The 21,881-nt window shown below is 54.3% G+C and carries 15 protein-coding genes; 14 read left to right on the forward strand and 1 reads right to left on the reverse strand.

The annotated features are described in order from the left end of the window. Position 1 precedes the first annotated feature (1 nt). Entirely contained in the window at positions 2–577 is a 576-nt protein-coding gene (locus GZZ87_RS05775) for a TetR/AcrR family transcriptional regulator (RefSeq protein WP_162025574.1), read from the reverse strand. A 149-nt stretch (positions 578–726) separates the two neighbouring features. Between GZZ87_RS05775 and GZZ87_RS05780 the strand changes: the two genes are divergently transcribed. The 14 genes from GZZ87_RS05780 to GZZ87_RS05845 all read left to right on the forward strand — a co-directional run bounded on the left by GZZ87_RS05780 (position 727) and on the right by GZZ87_RS05845 (position 21,724). Next, the gene (locus tag GZZ87_RS05780; protein WP_162051207.1) at positions 727–3,414 is read left to right on the forward strand and encodes a DUF2339 domain-containing protein; all 2,688 of its coding nucleotides are present in this window, start codon (positions 727–729) and stop codon (positions 3,412–3,414) included. A 96-nt stretch (positions 3,415–3,510) separates the two neighbouring features. Beyond that, positions 3,511–4,398, forward strand: a complete 888-nt coding sequence (locus GZZ87_RS05785; RefSeq protein ID WP_162025576.1) for a 1,4-dihydroxy-2-naphthoate polyprenyltransferase — start codon at positions 3,511–3,513, stop codon at positions 4,396–4,398. Between the two features lie 423 nt (positions 4,399–4,821). Further along, entirely contained in the window at positions 4,822–5,142 is a 321-nt protein-coding gene (yajC, locus tag GZZ87_RS05790) for a preprotein translocase subunit YajC (protein WP_162025577.1), read from the forward strand. A 27-nt stretch (positions 5,143–5,169) separates the two neighbouring features. Continuing rightward, a complete protein-coding gene (secD, locus tag GZZ87_RS05795; RefSeq protein WP_162025578.1) occupies positions 5,170–7,719 on the forward strand; it encodes a protein translocase subunit SecD in 2,550 nt (849 codons plus the stop codon). A gap of 109 nt (positions 7,720–7,828) precedes the next feature. Then, the gene (gene recJ / locus GZZ87_RS05800) at positions 7,829–9,550 is read left to right on the forward strand and encodes a single-stranded-DNA-specific exonuclease RecJ (protein WP_162025579.1); all 1,722 of its coding nucleotides are present in this window, start codon (positions 7,829–7,831) and stop codon (positions 9,548–9,550) included. An 83-nt stretch (positions 9,551–9,633) separates the two neighbouring features. Beyond that, on the forward strand, positions 9,634–10,392 hold the full coding sequence (locus GZZ87_RS05805) for a pyridoxine 5'-phosphate synthase (RefSeq protein WP_162025580.1): 759 nt from the start codon (positions 9,634–9,636) through the stop codon (positions 10,390–10,392). 115 nt (positions 10,393–10,507) lie between these two features. Further along, positions 10,508–12,094, forward strand: a complete 1,587-nt coding sequence (locus GZZ87_RS05810; protein WP_162025581.1) for an NAD(P)H-hydrate dehydratase — start codon at positions 10,508–10,510, stop codon at positions 12,092–12,094. A 59-nt stretch (positions 12,095–12,153) separates the two neighbouring features. Beyond that, entirely contained in the window at positions 12,154–13,275 is a 1,122-nt protein-coding gene (gene dprA / locus GZZ87_RS05815; protein WP_162025582.1) for a DNA-processing protein DprA, read from the forward strand. A 218-nt stretch (positions 13,276–13,493) separates the two neighbouring features. Further along, complete coding sequence (locus GZZ87_RS05820; RefSeq protein ID WP_162025583.1) at positions 13,494–14,684, forward strand: RsmB/NOP family class I SAM-dependent RNA methyltransferase; 1,191 nt, start codon at positions 13,494–13,496, stop codon at positions 14,682–14,684. 277 nt (positions 14,685–14,961) lie between these two features. Beyond that, positions 14,962–15,387, forward strand: a complete 426-nt coding sequence (locus GZZ87_RS05825; RefSeq protein WP_162025584.1) for a hypothetical protein — start codon at positions 14,962–14,964, stop codon at positions 15,385–15,387. A 92-nt stretch (positions 15,388–15,479) separates the two neighbouring features. After that, positions 15,480–16,772, forward strand: coding sequence for a TolC family protein (locus GZZ87_RS05830; RefSeq protein WP_162025585.1), 1,293 nt, complete (start codon positions 15,480–15,482; stop codon positions 16,770–16,772). A gap of 5 nt (positions 16,773–16,777) precedes the next feature. Continuing rightward, positions 16,778–18,001 (forward strand): efflux RND transporter periplasmic adaptor subunit, encoded by a 1,224-nt coding sequence (locus GZZ87_RS05835; protein ID WP_162025586.1) that lies wholly within the window; start codon positions 16,778–16,780, stop codon positions 17,999–18,001. A 21-nt stretch (positions 18,002–18,022) separates the two neighbouring features. Continuing rightward, positions 18,023–21,175, forward strand: coding sequence for an efflux RND transporter permease subunit (locus GZZ87_RS05840; RefSeq protein WP_162025587.1), 3,153 nt, complete (start codon positions 18,023–18,025; stop codon positions 21,173–21,175). 36 nt (positions 21,176–21,211) lie between these two features. Continuing rightward, positions 21,212–21,724, forward strand: coding sequence for a hypothetical protein (locus GZZ87_RS05845; RefSeq protein ID WP_162025588.1), 513 nt, complete (start codon positions 21,212–21,214; stop codon positions 21,722–21,724). The last annotated feature ends 157 nt before the right edge of the window (positions 21,725–21,881 follow it).

Raw genomic sequence — 21,881 nt, forward strand, 5'->3', positions numbered from 1 at the left:
TTTATCTATTCAAAAACTGATTGAGGAAGCGGCGGATAAGGATTTCGGAGCTGTCGGCTTCGGTGACGTTGAGCTTGCCGTTCTGCTGTAGCATGCAGATGCCATGTAGGGTCGACCAAACGATTTTGGCGTCTTGGCGGGCGGTGTTCTTGTTGCTGCAAAGCGGGCGTATCGTTTCAACGACTTGATCGAAGACTTCGTGGATTGCTTGGCTATAATCTACGGACTTTATTGTAATTGGTGTCGCGAACAGAAGCATCCATAGTGCGGGCTCGTTTTGCTGAATATCAAGATAGGCCTGGCAGATGTTCTCGAGTTGCTTCTTTGGTGTGCTGTTGTCTGAGCGTATCGCAGTGATGGTTTCGGCAAATGCGTTGAGCGTGACGCAGTTGATTGCCGCGGCGAGGCCTTCGATGTTGTCGAACAGATTATACAGTGTGCCTGGCGTGTAGCCAATTGCTTTGGCGACGTTGCGAGCAGTCAGCGCGCTGGTGCCTTCTGCTCTTACGAGGTCGCGGCCGCTGGTGACTGCAAGTTGAGTGAGTTCTTCGCGGGTGTGATCTTTTCGTCGAGCCATGAATGAGTGAGAGTGAGGAGTGAAAGTGGCTAGTGGCGATGGGTAGTTTTAGTGGATGGTGAGTTGAACTATTGATTGGTTCTGAACATTGTTCAATAATAATATTGAACAATGTTCATTTTTTGCTTTTGTAGGTCCTTATTATGGAAATGCTAGCTGTTCTATTGGTCTGTTTGTTGGTCGCTGCAATTGTAATGCCATGGGTGAATCACGGGCGTTTGATTCTGCGTGGGCGTGAGGTGGAGCGACTGAAGGAGGAGGTGGATCGTTTGTCGCGAAAGGTGCTAGACTTGGAGGTGCCGCGAGCGGATGCGGATACAATGAAGGTTGCGGCTGAGGTGGTTAAAGAGAAGGATTCGGTTGTGGTTCCTGAGGTCGTTTCGGTGATTCCGCCACCGATTCCGAAGGTAGTGGTTCGTTCTGAGGTGGAGCGACGGGCAGAATCACAGGCAGAAATGCCTGTGTCACGGGAAGAACAGACAGGAATGTCTGTGTCACGGGGAGAACAGGCAGGACGTAGGTCTGCCGAAGATGGTGAAGCAATGTCTGTATCGCGCGAGAAACAGGCGTCGCAGGATTGGTTTAGTAAGTTGGCGGTGTGGGTGGGTGGTGTGGCCTTGCTGATGGCTGGGTTCTATATGGTGAAATACTCAATTGATTCGGGTTGGTTGACGCCGACAGTGCGCTTGTGGATGACGACGATCTTTGGTGCATTGCTCTGTATTGGTGGATTTGTCATCGGTCAAAGGTCAGACTCGGTCGGCAATCAGAGGATCGGGCAGGCGCTGACGGGCGCGGGTGTGGCGTGTTTGTATTTCGCGGTGTATGCGGCGGTTAATCTGTATGGCTTTCTGTCGTCGGGCGCTGGGTTTGTGGGGATGGTTGCGGTGACTGCGCTCGCGGTTGGCCTATCGTTACGGCATGGTGCGCCGATCGCGTTGATGGGGTTCATTGGTGGTTTTTTAACGCCGATGCTGATGGGGGACTTTCGTGAAGATACGGTGTCGCTCTTTGTGTATTTGTTTCTGCTCTTCGGTGCGGCGCAGTTCTTGTGCGTGAAGCGTGGTTGGTGGGGCTTGTTTCTTGGCACCTTGATTGGCGCTTATTTTTGGACGGCGAGTTTGTTGTTTAGCTATGCGTGGGGTTATGATGTGTATCCGGAAGGGGCGCTGTTCTTTATCCTGGGGATTTGTGCGCTGAATGCGGGCTTGAGTTTCTATCTGGATGCGAAGGTCGATGCGGGGCGTGCGCGTCCGTTGCTGTGGTGCATTCGCATACTCGCTTGGGGCGGTGGCTTATTGCAGACTTTGGTGCTTGTCTGGCTCGGTGGGTTTGGGGCGGTGGATATGGCGCTGTTTGCCGTGCTGAGCTTTGGCGCCTTGACCCTGGCGGTTGTGCGCGAGGAGGCATTCTCCTGGGCGGCATGGCTGGCGTTCTGTGCAATGTTGATTGGCACTTTGGCGAATCCGGAGAGCTCGTTGCTGCATTACTGTGTGTGGCCTGCGGGTGTGGCGTTGGTGTTTTTTGTGGTGGGGCACTTCAAGGCCTTGCGCTCGGAGCAGTCAAGTTGCTGGCGGGGGTTGTCGGTCTGTGCATTAATCATGATGCTGCTGGCTGTGTTTGTGAATCGTGAGTTCGTAGTGATGAATGAGGCTCCATTTGAGGGTTTCTGGCTATTGCTGGCGATGGTGGTTGGGGGGCTACTGCTGATTGCGGCGGAGCATTTGAAGCGCAGTGACGACTCGTATGTATCGACGGTGGCGGAGTATTCCTCATTTGCGGTATTTTTGGTGGGATTCGGGCTCTGGGAAACTTTGCCAACTGATTACTTGTCTGCGGGCGTGGCAGGCTTGCTGTTTGTGGCCGCGGTGTATTGGAAGGTGCGGCAACTGGCTCGTGCGGAGTTAGTGTTTGGCGTGCTGGCCGCTGCGTGGGTAGTGACGATGCTTGAGCGGATTGGATGTTCGTTGGACTATCTTTTGCACTTTGAGGAGTTTCGTGTGGTGGGAATTGGTTGGAGTGAGCTGGGGAGTTGGTATCTGGGAGCTGCGGTGTTGGCTCTGATTCTTAAATGGTTCGGCTCTGTTCGTAAGTGGGGAGGGTGGTTGCTCGGCCTGGTCAGTTTATTGGCAATTGTGGCGAGTTATCACACTTGCGATCTGATTTGGCTCCAGAATTGGTGGTCGGAGGAGGCTGTCGAGGGCGGGCTGACGGCATTGCTGGCGGTGTTGGCTCTTGCTTGTATGATTTCTGCGAAGCGCTGGGCTGGCGGATTATCGGGCTGTTGGTTGTTGTCGGTGATCGTCGGCTATCGAATCGCAGTGATGCATCTGTTTGACCGAGGTGCTCAGGGGGATGGCTTTTTCTGGAATGCGTTGTTCTGGCAATTTGGTGTGCCCTTTGTTGCGGTGTTTGCGATGGCGTGGATCAGTCGGGTGCGTGCACTCGTCGGTAGCGCGAAGGCGTATCAGATCGGCGCGATGTTGCTCGGTTTCGTGTGGGCGACCTTTCTGGTGCAGGATTATTCCGGTAGTTCGCGCCTGTTTAGCGGCGTAGGCACGAGCACGGAGATGTATACTTACTCGGTGGTGTGGCTGCTGCTGGCGGTGGCTTATCAAGCGATGGGGCTGTGGCGTGGCATTAAGACGCTGCATGTCGGTTCGCTGATTTTATTGCTGCTGACGGTGGGAAAGGTGTTTCTCGTCGATGCATCAGAGTTGGAAGGTCTGTATCGCGTGCTGTCGTTTCTCGGGCTGGGAGTGGCGCTGATTGGAATCGGGTTCTTCTATAACAAGGTGGTGTTTACGCCTTCGGCGAGTGACGGCTGCGCAGAGTGAGAGTGGGAGTGAGAGTGAGAGTGGATGAGGGGGGAGTGAGGGAGTTTGAGTTTAGTCTTCTAAATTCTGACTTCTAGCTACTAACTTCTGCCTGACATGACTGATCTGAAAATATGGCTCGAAGCCACTCGACCGAAAACCCTGCCTGCGGCGGTGGTGCCGGTGATGCTGGCGTCGAGTGTGGCGTATGCGGATGGTTGCTTTGACTGGCGGCCTGCGCTGATTTGCGTGCTGTTTGCACTATTTATCCAGGTTGGAACGAATTTTGCCAACGACTACCTCGACGGCATCAAGGGCACCGATACCGAGGCGCGGCTGGGGCCGCGGCGCGCGGTGGCGGCTGGATTGATTGCACCTGCGAGGATGAAGCGGGCGACGATTCTGGTGTTGGCGGTGGGGTTTTGTATTGGGCTCGCACTCATTCCATTTGGTGGTTGGTGGCTGTTGGCAGTGGGCGTGGCAAGTGTTGCCTGTGCGTGGCTCTATACGGGCGGCCCCTATCCGCTGGCTTATAATGGGCTAGGGGACGTCTTTGTGGTCTTATTTTTCGGCTTCGTGGCGGTGGGGTGCACCTATTATGTGCAGGCTGGCACGATTTCGCGCGATGTGGTGCTGCTGGGGCTGGGCTGCGGTTTGCTGGTAAATAATATTCTGGTGGTAAATAATTATCGGGATCTCGATGAAGACCGCGCGGCTCGAAAGCGAACGCTGGTTGTGTTCTTTGGGCGGCGTTTTGCGCAGATGCAGTATTATGCGTCGGCGTTGCTGGCCGGGGTCGTCGTCTTGAGCTTTTGGGCGCTTGGCTATGGCGCAACTGTCTTGATTGCGCTGCTGCCGGTGATGTATGCGCTTGTTCTCGGCGGGCGGTTGAGTTCGGCCGAAGGGCCGTCTGACTTTCTTGAAGCGTTGAAAGGTTCGGCGAAAGTCGTTGCTGCGTATGGGGTGCTGTTTTCCGCAGGGGTGGTAATTGGGGCGGTCTTGTAGGGCTAGCACTCGCGACTGTGTGGGTTGCTTGAGGAGGGTCGGCCGGTGCGGCTCCCGCGTTCTACGCAGCCGTTCGGCGAGCCTGAGCGCAGAGCCACAGCGCTCAACCACAGCACTAGCACGCCGCAGGACGAGGCGGAGCTCGTCCCTCCCGAATGTGTTGAGCGAACCATCGCAATGGTTGATGCGCGGTCGTAATCGTTGGTGTCATGTGCAATTTTATCGGTGGTGCAGGTTTCGATGGTTTGTCAGCAACTTGGTAAGCGTCGACGTCCATTATCTGGTCTCTATTCAGTCATATTCGGCTGATTCGCGCATTTCTGGAGACTTGAGAAATATGCTAAAACGCTGGGAGTGTAATAGATACTTGCCATTTAGGGGCGACTGCCTTTGCTTCTCCCGTTTTTGAACTTACACAGCGTTATGGCACTTCCAGAAATTTCTACTCTCATTCCTCTTGCTCAAGCTTCCGGTGGCGGCCTCGGGCAATTCCTTCCTATCGTCCTTTTATTTCTCGGGATGTGGTTTCTCATCATCGCTCCACAGCGTAAGCGCCAGAAAGCGCATGATAAGATGCTCTCTGAGCTGAAGAAGGGCGATGAGATCGTCACGACTGGTGGTCTTTTCGGAAAAATCACTCGCGTTAAAGATGATCGCTTCGTCGTTGAAATAGCAGACAACACTCGTGTCGAGCTCGGTAAGGGCTTCGTCTCTAGTAAGATCGAAGCAGCTATCGTCGAGTAATTCGACACTCCCTCAATAATATATCCCATGTCCGGTAACATTTTTTGGAAATTCGTCCTCACGGCAGCCATCATCTTTTGGTGCGCCGCTGAGATCTCTCCGCTGCAAGATCGTCCTTTCGAGGATTACATCGTCGATCAGGCGACGGCTCAAACTGATGAGTTCGCGACGATCATGGAGCGCGCTCAAGCACGCGTTGATGAACAGGAGTCGAAGACACTCTTCCTCGCATTGCGCGAGATGGGCGTCGAAGAGGGGATCGATTACGCGGTATTCTTCCCCGAGATCAACCTGCGTGACGTCGCCAATCAGACGAAGCGTAACAACATCCTGCTGAAGCACATCCTCAGCACCGCGCAGAGTAATTTGCGCCTCGGCCTCGACCTTAAGGGCGGCGTCGGTGTGACGTTGAAGATCGCTGAGAATGCGGAAGGCAGCCAATTCGAGCAGGCTGAACAGCTGAAAGATGCGATTGAGATCATGGGCAACCGCCTCGACGGTCACGGTGTGGCCGAGCCGATCATTCGCCCAGTCGGGAATGACGCGATCGAGATCCAAATCGCGGGTCTGTCCACTAAGGATAATCCAGAAGTGCTCGAAGACTTGAAGAAGCCAGCTCGCCTGGAATTCCGTGCGGTGCACGAGACTTTGTTCCCTGACACGACTCCGAAGAACAAATACCCAGTTGGCTACGAAGTGCTCGCTGAGGAGAGTGAAGACCGCACGACTGGCGAAGTCACTGAGCGTCGCATGTTTGTGAAGCTCATTCCTGAAGCCACAGGCGAAATTGTGGATGATGCGTATATTTCTCAGACACAGACTGGTGGTTTTCAGGTGAATCTGGAAATGACCAGCGAAGGTGCTGATATTTTGGAGGCAGTGACCGAAAGAATGATCGGCAAGCCGCTTGCGATCGTGCTTGATGGCAAACTTTACTCGGCGCCAACAGTCCAGGGCGTGCTTTCCAGCCGCGCGCAGATTACTGGCACCTACTCGCAGCGTGAGGCATTCGACCTTGCGAACGTCTTGAACAACCCGTTGGCAATTGAGCTTGTGGTTGACCAGATGTATGAAGTGCAGCCGACTCTGGCAGAAGGCACACGTGCGAGCTCGATCAATGCGGCTGAATGGGGTGCGATCCTCGTGGTCGGCTTCATGATCGTTTATTATTTCCTCGGTGGTCTGGTCGCTGTGGCTTCTGCTGCGGTGAATGTGATCATCGTGCTCGGTGTGCTCGCCAGCTTCGGTGCGACACTGACACTGCCAGGTGTGGCCGCTCTTGTCCTAACACTCGGTATGGGTGTGGATGCGAACATTCTGATTTTTGAGCGTCTACGTGAAGAGCTCAAGTCTGGCAAGAGCCTCAAGAATGCAACCTCTGGTGCATTTGCGAAGGTGACCTCCACCATTGTGGACGCCAACTTGACGACGTTGATCACTGCTTCGATTCTGATCTGGCTCGGCACGGGTCCGGTTAAGGGCTTCGGTGTGACGCTTGCGATTGGTATCTGTGCTTCGATCTTCTGCGCGTTGGTTGTCACTCGCTTCTTGCTCGACTTCCTGGTGTTCCGTCTCGGCGTCAAGAAGGTGCTTGGCTTGAATTTGTTCTCCGAAATGAAGTTCGATTTCTTTGCACTTCGTAAGCCTGCGTTCATCGCTTCCTGGCTGCTTGTGTTGGCTGGTGTGATCAGTGTGTTCGTTCACCACGATAAAATCATGGGTATCGACTTCACCGGTGGTGATGAGATGACGGTTTCCTATGATGTCACCCATCGCATCGATCTCGGTGATATGGAGGTTGCGATCGAGGAACTCGATCTCGGCGAAGTGAATCCTGTCTATCAGAGCCTGATCGGTCAGGAGGCGGAAGTTCTCAAGTTGCAAACACGCTTCGACGACAGCCGTAATGTGCTGGCAGCGTTACAAGTCGCGTTCCCTGAGGCAAATCTTCAGGAGGCTGGCGTGACTCAGATCGGTGCATCTGTTTCCAATAGCATTCAAGCCAATGCGATTTACTCGGTGCTCGCGGCTCTCATCGGTATCTTGCTCTACGTCGCCTTCCGCTTCGAAGTCGGCTATGGTATCGGAGCGGTGGTTGCGACAATTCACGACGTTTTGATGACGATCGGTGTGTTCGTGATCTGCGGTGAGTTCGATATGTTCGTCAGTGGTCAGTTCACTGCGCCGATGTTGGCAGCGATCCTGATGATTGTCGGTTATTCGATCAATGATACCATCGTGGTCTTCGACCGTATTCGTGAAGAGCTGGAATTGAACCCAGGTGCAAATCTACGTTCGATTATCAATTTGGCGATCAACCGTGTGTTCTCTCGCACATTGCTGACCAGTATCACAACGTTGCTTGCTGCGATGTCACTCTACATCTTTGGTGCAGGTGTGATCAACGATTTGGCTTTTGTCTTCATCATCGGTATTCTTACTGGAACATTCTCCTCCATCTTCATTGCTAGCCCGATCTTCTTCTGGTGGCACAAGGGGGATCGTCGCCACGTCGAAGAGCATCAGCTCACGCCGAAGCGCTACGAGTGGGAGAGTGAAGGCTCAAGCGAAGCCTAGTCGCACTATCCATTTCAATTTACGGAATGGCGATTCGGTGACGAATCGTCATTCTTTGTTTTCAAACCCCATTTTATAAGCCTTTTTTATAGCGCCTGCTTACCTTAATATGCTTTGGACCACTACTGAGACAAACGAGACACTCGCCGCTCAATTGAGCGACGAGCTTCGTGTGTCGGCGGTGATGGGGCAGTTGCTGGCTCAACGTGATTTACCGACAGTCGAGGCCGCGGAGGAGTTTCTCCGTCCGCGTTTGGCTCAGTTGGATAACCCGTTTGCGCTGAAGAACCTTCGCGCGGCGGTCACTCGTATCGAGCAAGCCATTGAGGGGAAAGAGTCGGTCGTCGTGTTTGGTGATTACGATGTGGACGGTGTGACTAGCACGGTGCAGCTCGTCAGTATGCTGCGCACACTCGGGCTAGAGCCGCGCTTCTGTGTGCCGCTGCGCTTGGACGAGGGCTACGGCTTGAGCCATGATGCCATTGATCGTATCTTTGATGGTGATGTGCCTGAGCTGTTCATTGCGCTGGACTGTGGCACGAATGCGCACGAGCCGATCGCTTACCTGCGTGAGTTGGGCTGCGATGTGATCGTGGTGGATCATCACCAGACGAAGACGGAAGCGCCTAAGGGGTGTATTTTTGTAAACCCGCATGTGAATGACCCTGAGGATGCGCCTTGGCGTGATCTCTGCACGGCGGGGCTCGTTTTTAAGTTGCTGCATGGTTTGCTGAAGAGCCGACGTGAGGCCGAGGATCCACGCGTCGAAGGGATTCAGCTCAAAGATTATCTAGATCTCGTGGCGATGGGCACGATTGCCGATCTAGTGCCGCTGCACCGTGAAAACCGGATACTGTCTTGGTTTGGATTGCGGCATCTGCGCGCGAATGGACGTATGGGTGTCCGCGCGTTGGCAGAGGTGAGTGGGATCGATGCCAGCCAGGAAATGGCGAGCTCAGATATTTCGTTTAAACTCGCGCCACGTATCAATGCGAGTGGCCGTCTGGCGGATGCGACGCTACCGATTAATTTGTTGCTGAGCGACGACCTTGAGCAATGCAAAGGCATTGCGCAGGAGCTCGACGCGATGAATCGTGAACGTCAGGGCATTGAGCGTGGGATCGCAGCGGAGGCTGAGCGTCGCGCGGCGGACGAGTTTGCAGATGAGCCCGGCATCGTATTATTTGGCGAAGACTGGCACCCTGGTGTCGTTGGTATCGTCGCAAGTCGCGTGAGCCGTCGTTTTCACAAGCCCTGTGTGATCCTTGGTGCGGATGGTGATGAGACGCATGGCTCTGGTCGCAGTGTGGCGACGGTTAATTTGGTCGAAGTGTTCCAGCGCTGCACCGATCTACTCGGGCACTGGGGTGGGCATCCGATGGCGGCGGGCGTGTCTCTGCCGACTGCGAACGTTAAAGCATTTACCGCGCGCTATCTTGAGAGTTTGAAGGCGCTCTATCCCGCAGGTCTACCAGAACCATCCTTACGACTGTCGACATGGTTGGAGGTCGAGGACCTGGAAGAAGGGTTGTTGGATGAACTGGATCGCTTACATCCGTTTGGCCAAGGGAATGCAGAACCATCCTTCGGGGTGCGAGGCGTCGTGCTCGAAGAAGCACCGCATGCATTTGGCGAAGGGAACTTCCGTTTTCGCATGCCTGCAGTCAACGGTAGTCGCACCGGCGTAGCAGGCATCGCATGGCGTATGCACGGCGTGCCTGAGGTCGGTCAACCGATTGATATCGCCGTCCGCTTTTCGTGGAACTACTGGCGCAATAGCCGCTACCCGCAAGTCACACTGATCGACTGGAAGCCGTCGGGGGAGAATTAGGAATTAGGAATTAGGAATTAGGAATTGGCTCGTGTGTCAAATCCAGTTCGACAACTGGAATAAAACTGCCATTTTTTATTTAAATGACTACTTCCGCTTCTAAAATTCTTCTTGGTGTCAATGTCGACCACTGCGCGACAGTGCGTCAGGCGCGCTTTCGTGAGCATGCGCTTGATCATGGTAACGAGGTGGAGCCAGATCCAGTGGCGTTTGCGCTGCTCTGTGAAAAGGCCGGGGCCGATGGCATTACCATTCACCTGCGTGAAGATCGTCGCCATGTGCAGGATTCGGATGTGCGCCGTGCGCGTGAGCAAATCGGCACGCGTCTCAACCTAGAAATGGCCTGCACACCTGCGATGATCGAATACGCGCTGGAGCTGAAGCCAGATTCGGTCTGCCTCGTGCCGGAGAGTCGCGAAGAAGTGACGACTGAGGGCGGTTTGGATATCGTCGGGCAAAAAGCACGCGTGGGCGAAGTCGTCGCTGCGATGACGGATGCGGGCATTATCACGAGTTTATTTATCGATCCCGACCCTGCGCAGATTGAGGCCTCGGCCGAGCTAAAGGCTCCTTGGGTCGAGCTGCATACCGGTGCGTATGCGAATGCGTATTATGGCGAGCGTCGTGCTGCGGAGCTAGAGATTCTACGCAAGGGCGCGGAGCTCGCGCACAGTCTCGGACTCGTAGTGAATGCAGGGCACGGCATCAACTATACCAATATCACGGAGGTGCTGGAGATCCCGCATCTGCATGAGTTGAACATTGGGCATACTATTGTGAGCCGAGCTTTGTTTGTCGGCGTAGAGCAGGCGGTTCGCGAGATGAAGGCGTATTTGGTCTAGAAATGGTTTCGGCTGACTTAATCGTAAAAAAATAGTGTCTTTGCATGGAACTTGAGGCAAAGTATTGGTTTCTCAGGTAAAGACCCTAATTTTTGCCTCTTTTGAGACTTCCAATATGAAAGCGTTACCGTGTGCCCATCCTGTTCTTTCCTGTCAACAAGCTGCAACATTTGAGGCTTCTGTTCTCGCGGATGAATCTGCCGAATGGTCAGCGATGCAAAAGGCGGGGATCGGGATCGCTAAGGCGGTCTGCTTGGACTACCAAGAACTACAGCCATTACCACAGGGGCTGAATGTCTTGGCCTTGATCGGCAAGGGTAACAATGGCGGCGATGCCTTGATCGCATGTGGGCAGTTGCTCGCAGATTTTCCACGAGCGCGAGTCACCTTAATCTTTGCAGTCGATCCCGCGTCTTTAAAGCCCTTGGCCGCACGCGCGTATCAGCAGTTGAAAGGCCGTGTGAGTGCACATCAAGTGGATGCTGGCAGTGATGAGGCCACGATTTGGGAGCTGCTTAAGAGTGCTTCCGGTGGTCGCGCGTATGATATTTGCATTGATGGCTTGCTGGGTATGTCCTTTCAGCCACCAGTGCGTGAGCCTCTGCGTGCCTTGATCGAAGCGGTCAATCAATACGATCAAATACATCTGCGGGCTGCGGTCGATTTACCCAGTGGTAAGGGGGATGCGTCTGATGAGTTGTCGTTTCAGGCGGATTTCACTTATGCGACGGGTATTACGAAGCAAGTGTTGTTCGATGGGATCGCAGGATGCGGTCGCGTGCGTAGCATCGACCTAGGATTTTTTACAACGCCTGAAGGTGCTGAGGTCGACGCCACTGAGATGGTTTTAAATGACAGTGTGCTCGATCCGCTTCGTAAGCTGCGACCTGCCGCGGTCGATAAACGCACCTTCGGTCACATCTTTATCGTTGGTGGATCGGCCTTTATGCCTGGTGCTCTATTGATGGCGGTGCAGGCGGCGGTGCGTTCGGGCGTGGGACTGGTGACGGCGTTCGCGCCTGCTTCGGTGGCTGCGACGCTAGCTGCTCAAGTGCCTGAGGCGATTTGGGTGCCATGGCCTGAAAGTTCGAATGGCACGTTGAGTCCAAGGGCCATGCCGTTGCTCTTCGATCGTATCGATCAAGCGACTGCGGTATTGATCGGCCCAGGAATGGGCAAAGATCGCAACACCGAAAAGGTGGTTCAAGAGATCGTGCAGAAGGTCGCGTTGCCCGTTATCTTGGATGCGGATGCGTTGCGAACACGTGCCTTAGAATTGTCACTGAAACGTAAGCCTGAGATGGGGGCTGTTATTTTAACGCCACATATGGGTGAGTTCATGCGGATGGCAAAGCTGGGTCAGCCGGACTATTCGAATCAGACATTGATCAACTTTTGTAAGAGCTACCGCGTGATGACAGTGCTCAAGGCCGCACATACACGGCTCTGTGATGGTGAGACCGTCTGGTATAATATATGCGGTGGCCCAGTGCTATCACGGGGTGGCAGTGGAGATGTGTTGGCCGGTCTGATCGGGGGGATGGTTGCTCAGGATAATGCCAGTGCGCAGACCTCGGTCGCCCGTGGCATGGTGCTGCATGGCCAAGCGGCTCAACACTTAGCTAGGGAGCTTGGTCAAGTGATGGTGCATACCACACAGTTGCTGGAGTATCTGCCTAAGGTATTACGAGGAGATTCATAGAGCTGTTGGGCTAGATAGTTTAAGATTGTCCTAGTCATGCGCTTGGGTAGTGTTTGCGCATGCCCTCTACCCTAAACCAACGCCAAGCGCTTTTGGTGCTCAATGGCTTGCCGCATGTCGGACCCATCTTGTTGCGGCGGTTGATGGATGCCTTTGACGGCGATGCAGTGGCGGTGCTCTCTGGGGCGCAATCGAAATTAATGTCGGTGAAGGGAGTCGGACAGAAAGCTGCGGATACTTTAGTGCATTGGGCAGATCGGTTTGATCTAGCCAAAGAAGTGGCACAGATGCGGCGCACGGGAACCCGTTTCTTTATAGAAGAAGATGAAAAGTATCCAGAGATGCTTCGCGAAACCTATGATCCGCCGATTGGATTGTATTGGCAGGGTGAATACATCGTGGATCGCCCATGCGTGGCCATCGTCGGCACACGTCGCTCGACGCTTTATGGGCGCAGTGTGACAAAGAAATTTGCGTCCGAACTCGCGCGGCTAGGATTTTGTATCGTCAGTGGCATGGCGCGTGGCACCGACACCGCCGCACACGAAGGAGCACTCGAAGCAGGCGGTAAAACCGTGGCCGTGTTCGGATGTGGCCTCGATACGATTTACCCGCCGGAAAATCAGGGGCTGTATCAGGAGATCCTAAAGACGGGCGCAGTCGTCAGTGAGTTTCCCTTTGGGCGTCGTGCCGATCGGCAGACCTTTCCGATGCGCAACCGTGTCGTCGCAGGCATGTGCCAGGGCGTGATCGTGGTGGAGAGCGCCGCTTCCGGAGGCAGTATGATCACCGCCCGTTTCGCAGGCGAGCAAGGGCGCACGTTGATGGCAGTGCCCGGACGTATCGATCAAGACAGTAGTGCGGGGTGTCATCAGTTGATTCGCGACGGCGCGATCATGGTGACTTCTGTGGACGATGTTTTAGAAGAGCTGCGCTATGAGCGCACGAAAAGCGCAGCGAAGGAGCCAGAGCTCGATTTGGAGTCGCCAGCTGCCGAGCAGAGCCTGTCCGAGCCTGAGCAAGCGGTGCTCGACTGTTTTATCGGCGGCGAAATCGCATCGCCCGATGCATTGGCCGAGCGGTTAACGCGCCCCATCGCCGAGATCTCAGGCGTCTTAATGGGCTTGGAGTTGAAGCGCCTGATCGTGAAACGAGCGGATGGTTGTTTCGAGGCGCGGTGAGGGGTGCCTCAATGGATTAAACAGTCCGACATGCTCCGAATGGCACGAACTTAAGCTGACGTAGCAGCGGCATCCTGCCGCTGATGTAAGTAAACAAGCGGTTGGAAGCACGCTTCTACTGCCGATTCAGCCGCATTCGGTTCACTCCATGCTGATTACGGTTTTTCTAGTTCCTTTCATTTGCAATGCAGGGTGGTTTCCCAGAAAGTGCGCGCATTATGAAAATGCACCGCATCTTGGCAGTTGCCGCCTCCGAAATAATTGACGCCGTCTTTAGCGAGCAGAAGGTGCTCGATCGTGAATTGGCCAAGGCGTTCGAGGCTCATCCGAAGTGGGGGAAGCGTGACCGTAGTTTCATCGCCGAGACGGTATTCGAAGTGGTTCGTTGGCGGCGCGCTTTGAGCTTTTTAGTCGAGAGTGAGGCGGTGGCTGCATTGTGTGCGGCTCAATGGATTCGGATGGGCTTTGAGCTGCCTGACTGGTGGACTTACGAGGGGAATGCGGCCGAGCAGGTGCAGGCGCGTGAATCGGATTTGGCGGAGCAACCGCGTGCGGTGCGTGAGTCGATTCCAGATTGGCTGGATGCATGGGGGGCGGAAGAACTCGGCGCCGCATGGGATGCCGAACTGACGGCTTTGAACCAACGCACCTGCGTCTATTTACGCGTAAATACCTTGAAGGCGACGCGCACGGAAGCATTGGCTTGGTTGGCGGGTTACAACATCGTCGCACATGAAGTGCCTGGTTTGCCTGATGCGCTGTCGCTCAATCCTGGGAAAACATTGGCAAAGTCCTTGCGCCTAGATGGTCGTGTGGAGATTCAGGATGCGGGTTCTCAAATGATTGCTCCGCTCGTGGATCCGCAGCCTGGTGAGTGCATCATCGATACCTGTGCAGGTGCGGGTGGCAAATCGCTGCACCTCGCGGCCTTGATGCACAACAAGGGGCGCATCATTGGTATGGATATCGTCCCCAGAAAATTGAAAGAGCTGGAGCGCCGCGCAAAGCGTGCCCATCGCTCGCCCTGTATTGAGACGAAGGTCATCTCACCGAAGGCTTTGTCAGCGCTGGCGGGGGTTGCGGATCGTGTCTTGATCGATGCGCCCTGTTCGGGGCTCGGCACTTTGAAGCGTCAGCCGGATTTGAAATGGCGCCTGAAGCCGACACAGATTGAGCGCGTGCGCGGGATCCAAGCGGAGCTGCTGGACTCCTATACCGCACTGCTCAAGCCCGGTGGCCGTTTGGTCTTTGCGACCTGTTCGGTATTGCCATCGGAGAATCGTGCCAATGTCGATCGTCTCATAGCAGCAGGTGGATTTACTCTGGAAGCGGAGTGTGCGGTGTCACCCGCCGCCACAGGCTACGATGGTTTTTATGCAGCCGCTTTGGTGAAGAACGCTGCTGGCTAGTGGTGAAGTCGGAGCTGACTGTAAACATTCCGAGATGATTGTTTCCTCTTCGAATTTCTATTTTTTTATTAATTCAGTCGGTATGATACCTCGGGTTCTGGAGCGTGGAAAAAAGCCTACCCGAAACTCCGGTCCAGTTCGTCCGCCCCAAAAATGTGATGGACTTCCTCTTTTAGTCATCGTGCCTGGACAACGGGGGCATCTTTGTGGGAGCGATGGAACCAACTCGTGGTTGGCTTGACAGTATGCAGTCGGTGCGTATGCATAGCTCCTACCTTTGATTAGAAAATTCACAGTTACATGGCTGCTCAGCCTGTTCGTTTGGAATGTCGCCTTGGCGGGCGTGCCGAGCTTATTGCTGTGCTTGCATAATGACTTTGAGGTGCATCTTGAAGCTGAGGATGCCTGTGAGGGACACTGTGAGTCGGCGCATGTGGAGTCAGCTGCGGAGCACGTCGTGGTTTGTGAGATCCAGGAAGATTGCACAGATATCGAGCTGCTCGGCGGCGAACAGATCCCGACGCGGCTCAACGATTCGACACTCATCGAACTACCAGTCTTTGTGGTGTTCGAGTCTGCAGTCGTTTTTCCAAAGGTGCCAACGGTTGCGGGGAATGCACAGTTGCGGGCGCCGGCAAGAGCACCGCCTCCGCTGGATTGGCTCACCGATATTTACATCAAGAAGACAGTCCTGCGGGTCTGATCGTCCTAATACACTTAGCTTGGCTGGTTGTTTGAAACCAGCGTGTTTGTAGCGCTCTGCTACATCGTAGCTTCACCGTATTAGGATTTTTTATGTATCAGTTTTTGAAAATAGGACGCTCGTTGGCGTTCGCATTAATCGCTCAAGCGGCAGTGAGCAGCTTGTCTGCTGAGCCGCTTCGCGTGACGAAGGCGCAGGCGGTCGCACAGGCGCTACAGGCAAATGCTGGGCTGATGGCTGCCCGCACCACGATTGACCGCGCGCAGGGTAACTTCCGGCAAGCAGGCCGTTGGTCAAATCCCGAGCTTAGCTTGGATTATGCGACGGATGAAACCTTCAATGATGAAGGCGAATACGGCTTCGCGCTTGGTCTCGAGCAGCGCTTCCCCGTGACGAATCGTCTGCGTGTGCAGAAAGCGATTGCTCAAGATGAGATCGAACTCGCTCAAGTGGAGGTGGCCAATGAGACGCGCTTGCTCGTGCAAGCGGTCGAGCTGTCGATCAATAGCGTCGCAGAGCTACAAGCGCAGATTACACTGCGTGAGGAGCGCCGCGCGTTGAACCAACAGTTTGCCAACTTTTTAGAGTCGCGCATCGAGACGGGCGAGGCTTCGGTGATTGAGACCAACCAAATCAAAATCGAGATCTATGCGGTGAATCAAGAGTTGCAGCAGTTGCAGAACGAACTCGCCGAGCAGTTGACGGTGTTACGCCAATTGATGGGTGTGGCGGATGGCGTTGAGGTGGAACCTCAGGTTGATTTTAAGCTGCCACAGGCATCGCCTGGGCTGAGCCTCTTGACGCGGGATTCGCTGCAAAATCATCCAGAGTATCGCATGAAGTATTTGCTGCTTCGTATCGCGGACAAGCGTGTGTCGGTTGCAAAGGCAGAGCGATGGGCAGACATTGCGCTACGGGTGTTCTTCGAAGAAGAGCGTGGCGTGGATGATCCCGGCGGCCTCGGGCGTGATCGCTACTTGGGAGTCGGTGTTTCGATTCCACTGCCGTTGATGGATCGTAATAACGGAGCCATCGAAGCAAGCCGTGCTCAGCAACGGCAAATGAAATACGAGCTCGAGTATGTTGGCTCGAAGTTGCGCAGCGCAGCGAAGATTCAACGTGAGCGAGCGCTCAGCCTCTACACGCAAGCGCAAGACTATCAAACCAACCTGACTCAGTTGGTAAACAAGAACGTTGCGGATATGAACACCGCTTACAGCGCGGGGCAAATCAGCCTGACGGAGCTGTTTCGCGCTCAAGAGCAGGCACTGAAGATCCAGTCCACACACATCGAGATGCTACATGATTATGAGCAAGCGATGATCTACTGGAAAGCCGCCACCGCGCAACACAGTGCCCAATACACACCAACCAAACAGATTTAAATTAGATGAAACATTTCAATCAAACTCGTAGGGGCTTTGCTTGCGAAGACCGCGACCACTCCTCACCGCGTCGAACCTTCAAGGCTTTAAATGCCATTCGCGGGCTTCGACAAGCAAAGCCCCTACGTTTTCTTGCGTCGCTGCTGTGCGTCACCGCGGTATCCGCTGCCTCGCAACCGCCCATCATTCTCGATGAGACTGGCGTTAAAAATCTGCGGATCGAGACGGTCGAAGTGGAGGAGCGGGACTTTGAAACGACGGTCTTTGCCATTGGGCGCATTGAAGAGATTCCGTCGCAGCATTCGGTGCTCTCCTCACGTGTCGCAGGGCGTGTGATCGATTTGAAAGCCTTTGAGGGTGACACTGTGGAAGCGGGCGAGGTGATTGCATTGGTGGAAACACGACAACTCGGTGATCCACCGCCAACGATTGAGCTTAAGGCTCCGCAAGGCGGTATGGTGATTACTTCGCACCTGCGCTTAGGGCAACCGGTGCAACCGGATGTAGAGCTGATGGATATTTCGGATCGTTCTGCAATGTGGGCCGTGGCAAAGATTCCCGAGCAGGAGGCATCGCGAGTGAAAGTAGGCAGCCAGGCGCACATTCAAGTGCCTGCCTTGGGCGCCGAGACCTTTGAAGCGAAGTTGATTCGGTTCGGTGTGAATGCCGACCGCGGTGCGGGTGCGATTGAGGGGATCTTTCTTATTTCAAATACCGACGGGCGTCTGCTGCCGGGAATGCGTGCTGAGTTTGCAGTGGTTTTGGATAGTCGCTCAGATGTGATGGCAGTGCCGCGCGAATCCATTCAGGGCGATCCTGCTAATCGCATCGTGTTCGTGAAAGACTTTGATCTGCCGAATGCCTTTGTGCGTGCGCCGATTGTGGTCGGTCAACGCAATGATCGTTATGTTGAAGTCATCAGCGGTTTGTTTCCTGGGGACGAGGTGGTGACGCAAGGCTCGTATTCGCTGGGGTTTATTGGGGGCAGTGAGAGTATTTCGCTGAAGGAAGCCTTAGATGCGGCACATGGGCATGCGCACAATGAGGACGGTTCTAAACTGACAGATGCTCAGCGGAAGAAGGAGGAAGCCGCAGCGAAGGCAGCTGCGGAAGCAGACGCGGGCGGCGTGAGTGCGTCGAGTAATCGCTTACTAGTGATCTATGCAGGTGTGCTGACGGTGCTGTTTTTAATCGTGCTGCAACGCCTGTTCAATCAGCGCCGTGCGTAACTCTTAAGATCGATACATCCTATGTTAAATCATCTTATACGATTTTCGCTGTCACATCGGCCATTGATCTTGGTCTTTGTGGTTTTGATCTTGGTGCTCGGCATCAAGAAAACCACGGAGCTTCCCGTCGAAGTGTTGCCAGATCTGACTAAGCCGACGGTGACGATTTTAACGGAGTCGGCGGGGTTTGCTCCGGAAGAAGTCGAGACCTTGGTCACCATTCCATTGGAGAATGCATTGATGGGCGTGACAGGTGTGACGCGTCTGCGTTCCGTAAATGATGTTGGGTTGTCATTAATCTTCGTCGAGTTCGAGTGGGGCACCGACATCTATCAAGCGCGTCAGTTTGTGCAGGAACGCTTAGCAGGCGCGTCGGAGGCATTGCCCGAAGACGTGAGTCCGTATATGACGCCTGTGGCATCGTTGATGGGGAATATATTATTGGTCGGCCTTGCTGATCCCACCGAAGTGACGAGCCCGCGCGACCTGCGCACGCTTGCGGACTGGACGGTGGCGCGGCGCTTGCAATCCATTCCTGGGATTGCGGAAGTGCTCTCGATGGGCGGAGGGGTGAAGCAGGTGCAGGTGCAACCAGATCCCGATAAAATGTTGGCGCTTGGTGTATCCTTCGAGCAAATACAGCAGGCTGCCCAATACGCTGTGAAAAATACCACGGGTGGCTTTTTGACCGAGTCGGCTCAGGAAATAATGGTGCGGAATTTGGCGATGACGACGGATCTGGATGAGATTTCAAATACCGTGGTCAGCTATGAAAACGACCGACCAATTCGGTTGCGTGATGTTGCCGAGTTGGTCTGGGATATTGAGCCGATGCGCGGGGATGCCGGCCTCGGTAGTAAGCGACTCGCAGTAGATGGCGTGGTTCAAGGTTATCCAGGGGTGATTCTCAGTGTCACGAAATCGCCGGGCTTTGATACGATTGAACTGACTGAGCAGGTGGAGGCTGTGATGGCGGATCTACAGGCATCGCTGCCCGCAGGGGTTGAGCTGGTGACCTTGTATCGCCAGTCTGATTTTATTAATCTGTCGATCGGGAATCTGGAAGAAGCGCTGCGTGATGGAGCCATCATGGTGGCGATCATCTTGTTCCTGTTTTTGCTCAACGTGCGGATTACGTTGATTACGCTCACGGCGATTCCGTTGTCCTTGGGCATTACGATCCTGGTGTTTGATCTGATGGATCTGAGTGTGAATTCGATGACCTTAGGTGGCCTCGCGGTGGCAATCGGTATGGTGGTGGACGATGCGATTGTGGATGTGGAAAACGTCTTTCGCCGATTGCGTGAAAATGCCAGCCTCGCGAATCCCGATCCTAAGCTCGAAGTGATTGCCCGTGCTTCGGCTGAAGTGCGCTCGTCGATTCTGTATGCCACCGTGCTGATCATTTTGGTGTTTTTGCCGCTACTGGCACTCAGTGGAGTGGAAGGGCGTCTCTTTTCACCGATCGCGATTGCGACGATTGTGAGTATGCTCGCGTCCTTTGTTGTGTCGCTGACGGTAATTCCGGTGCTGTGCTCGTTTCTGCTTAATCCGAAAGCTGGAGTGGAGCATCACGATGGATTTGTGGTGCGTGCGCTGAAATGGGGATTTCAAAAGACGTGGCTCAACTTCTCTCTGTCGCAACCCTTGCTGGTGTTGTTGATTACAGGGGCACTGTTGTTTGTGGCCTTTGGGGCGCTGACGAATATGGGGGGCAATTTCCTGCCACCTTTCCGAGAGCCGACTGCGTTGATCGCGATGACGACTGCGCCGGGCACGTCGCTCAAGCAGACGACGGAATTGGCCGATACTGCTCAGGATTTGCTGTTGCAAATCGCAGAGGTCGATACGGTCGGTTATCGCGTGGGTCGTGCGGAGCGTGGGGATCACGTGGTGCCTGTTTCGACGGTTGAGTTTGATATCGAATTCACTGAAGTGTCGGAGCGCAGTCGCGCCGAAGTGTTGGAAGAGATTCGCACTGTGATGCGCACGATCCCCGGCACGTTTAGCGCGATGAGCACGCCACTGGCCGACCGCATCGGGCACATGCTCAGCGGAGTCTCGGCGAAGGTGGCGGTTAAAATCTACGGGCCTGATTTAAGTGAGCTACGCCGACTGGGCTCGAATGTCACAGAACTTGCCCGTTCGATTCCGGGGCTTGAAGAAGCACGTGGCGAGCAGCAGGCATTGATTCCGCAATTACGCATTGAAGTCGATCGTGAGCGTGCATTGGCCTATGGTGTGACGCCTGGAAAGTTGAATGAGCAACTCGCCGCGTTGATGGGCGGCGAGGTGGTTTCGGAAATTTATGAGGGACAGCGGGTGTATGATCTCGTGGTGCGTTTGCCTTTGGCGTGGCGTGAGTCACCGGATCGCTTGGCGAATTTGTATATTGATACGATGAGCGGCCAACGTGTGCCGCTGAGCTATGTGGCTGAAATTCATCAAGCGACCGGGCCGAATACGATCCTGCGTGAAAATACCATGAGGCGCTTTGTGGTATCGATCAACCCGACGACAGATGATCTAAACGCAGTGGTCGAAGCCTTGCAGGCGAAACTCTCGAGTGATCTCATATTGCCCGAAGGGTATACGGTCTCCTTTGAGGGAGAGTATCAGGCGCAACAAGAAGCGCGTCGCACGATTGCGATTATGTGTTCGTTGATATTACTGCTGATCATCTTCCTGCTCTTTAGCTATTTTAAGACCTTTAGTTTCGTGCTGTTAGTGTTGAGCATCATTCCGGTCTCTTTGATCGGTGGTGTGATTTATACGCATTATACATTAGACAATGTGAGCATCGCGACGCTGGTCGGTTTTATCGCCGTCACTGGTATCGCAGCACGTAATAACATTATGCTGCTCTCGCACTACTTGCATTTGATGCGGCACGAGGGCGAGGTGTTTTCGCGGGCGATGGTGGAGCGCGGCACCATGGAGCGGTTGGTGCCGATTCTCATGACTGCCATTTCGGCGGGGCTTGCTTTGATTCCTTTGATTCTGGCAGCGGATGAGCCCGGCAAAGAAATTCTGAATCCCGTGGCGATCGTGATCGTCGGTGGACTGATCAGCTCCACGCTGCTCGGTCTCGCGGTAACGCCCGCCATTTTCTACGCCTGCTTTAAGAAGCCAGCGGAAAAAGCCATTCGTCTGGAGGCCACTGCCTCCGAATAACTTAATTCAACAATCAAACGTAAATACGAATATATCATGAAAAAACACACAGCTATCAAATCACTCCTTCTCGGGCTATTCGCACTCGTCGCAGTTAACTCTGCTTCGGCGGGCACCGGTCATGATCACGGAGCGCATGCAGGGCACGATCACGACGCTCATACGGAAGTCGCGCATACCGACGAAGTCAAAATGCCGAACGGCGGGCGCTTAGTCACTTCAGTAGAGCCGCACCTGGAGTTCTATGTCACGCCCGAGCGTTTCGTGCAGATCACATTTATTGGGCACGATGGCAAAGTCGTGCCAGTTGCGGAGCAGAAAGTGTCTGCGATTGGAGGCGACCGTTCTTCACCGACGAAAGTCGTGTTTGTGAAGAAGGGCGATGTGTTGATCTCGAAGGCAGCACTGCCCGATGTGAATAACATGCCCATGGTCTTACAGGTAAAGACCGCGCCTGATGCGAAAACCGTGCGCGAGAAGTTTAATCTGAATTTGAGCGATTGCCCGACCTGCAGTTTCAAGGAATATGCCTGCGCGTGCGGGCATTGATAAGTGAGTCTGCTGGCATTACCTCAGTGCTTGAATATTTCACGCCTGCCCTTTTGAGGGCGGGCGTTTTTTTGAAATAGAAGAAAATACGATGAAATATGGTTCTGGAGCAGGGGAAAGACTCCGCTCGAAAAGCGGCTTCCTTGGTGGATTTGGA

The sequence above is a fragment of the Lentimonas sp. CC4 genome (assembly GCF_902728235.1).
Classification (GTDB): domain Bacteria; phylum Verrucomicrobiota; class Verrucomicrobiia; order Opitutales; family Coraliomargaritaceae; genus Lentimonas.

What these genes read in the sequence shown, in the direction of transcription:
- GZZ87_RS05775 (WP_162025574.1), bottom strand. Translation starts at nt 577, where the DNA reads ATGGCTCGACGAAAAGATCACACCCGCGAAGAACTCACTCAACTTGCA.
- GZZ87_RS05780 (WP_162051207.1), top strand. Translation starts at nt 727, where the DNA reads ATGCTAGCTGTTCTATTGGTCTGTTTGTTGGTCGCTGCAATTGTAATG.
- GZZ87_RS05785 (WP_162025576.1), top strand. Translation starts at nt 3,511, where the DNA reads ATGACTGATCTGAAAATATGGCTCGAAGCCACTCGACCGAAAACCCTG.
- yajC (WP_162025577.1), top strand. Translation starts at nt 4,822, where the DNA reads ATGGCACTTCCAGAAATTTCTACTCTCATTCCTCTTGCTCAAGCTTCC.
- secD (WP_162025578.1), top strand. Translation starts at nt 5,170, where the DNA reads ATGTCCGGTAACATTTTTTGGAAATTCGTCCTCACGGCAGCCATCATC.
- recJ (WP_162025579.1), top strand. Translation starts at nt 7,829, where the DNA reads ATGCTTTGGACCACTACTGAGACAAACGAGACACTCGCCGCTCAATTG.
- GZZ87_RS05805 (WP_162025580.1), top strand. Translation starts at nt 9,634, where the DNA reads ATGACTACTTCCGCTTCTAAAATTCTTCTTGGTGTCAATGTCGACCAC.
- GZZ87_RS05810 (WP_162025581.1), top strand. Translation starts at nt 10,508, where the DNA reads ATGAAAGCGTTACCGTGTGCCCATCCTGTTCTTTCCTGTCAACAAGCT.
- dprA (WP_162025582.1), top strand. Translation starts at nt 12,154, where the DNA reads ATGCCCTCTACCCTAAACCAACGCCAAGCGCTTTTGGTGCTCAATGGC.
- GZZ87_RS05820 (WP_162025583.1), top strand. Translation starts at nt 13,494, where the DNA reads ATGAAAATGCACCGCATCTTGGCAGTTGCCGCCTCCGAAATAATTGAC.
- GZZ87_RS05830 (WP_162025585.1), top strand. Translation starts at nt 15,480, where the DNA reads ATGTATCAGTTTTTGAAAATAGGACGCTCGTTGGCGTTCGCATTAATC.
- GZZ87_RS05835 (WP_162025586.1), top strand. Translation starts at nt 16,778, where the DNA reads ATGAAACATTTCAATCAAACTCGTAGGGGCTTTGCTTGCGAAGACCGC.
- GZZ87_RS05840 (WP_162025587.1), top strand. Translation starts at nt 18,023, where the DNA reads ATGTTAAATCATCTTATACGATTTTCGCTGTCACATCGGCCATTGATC.
- GZZ87_RS05845 (WP_162025588.1), top strand. Translation starts at nt 21,212, where the DNA reads ATGAAAAAACACACAGCTATCAAATCACTCCTTCTCGGGCTATTCGCA.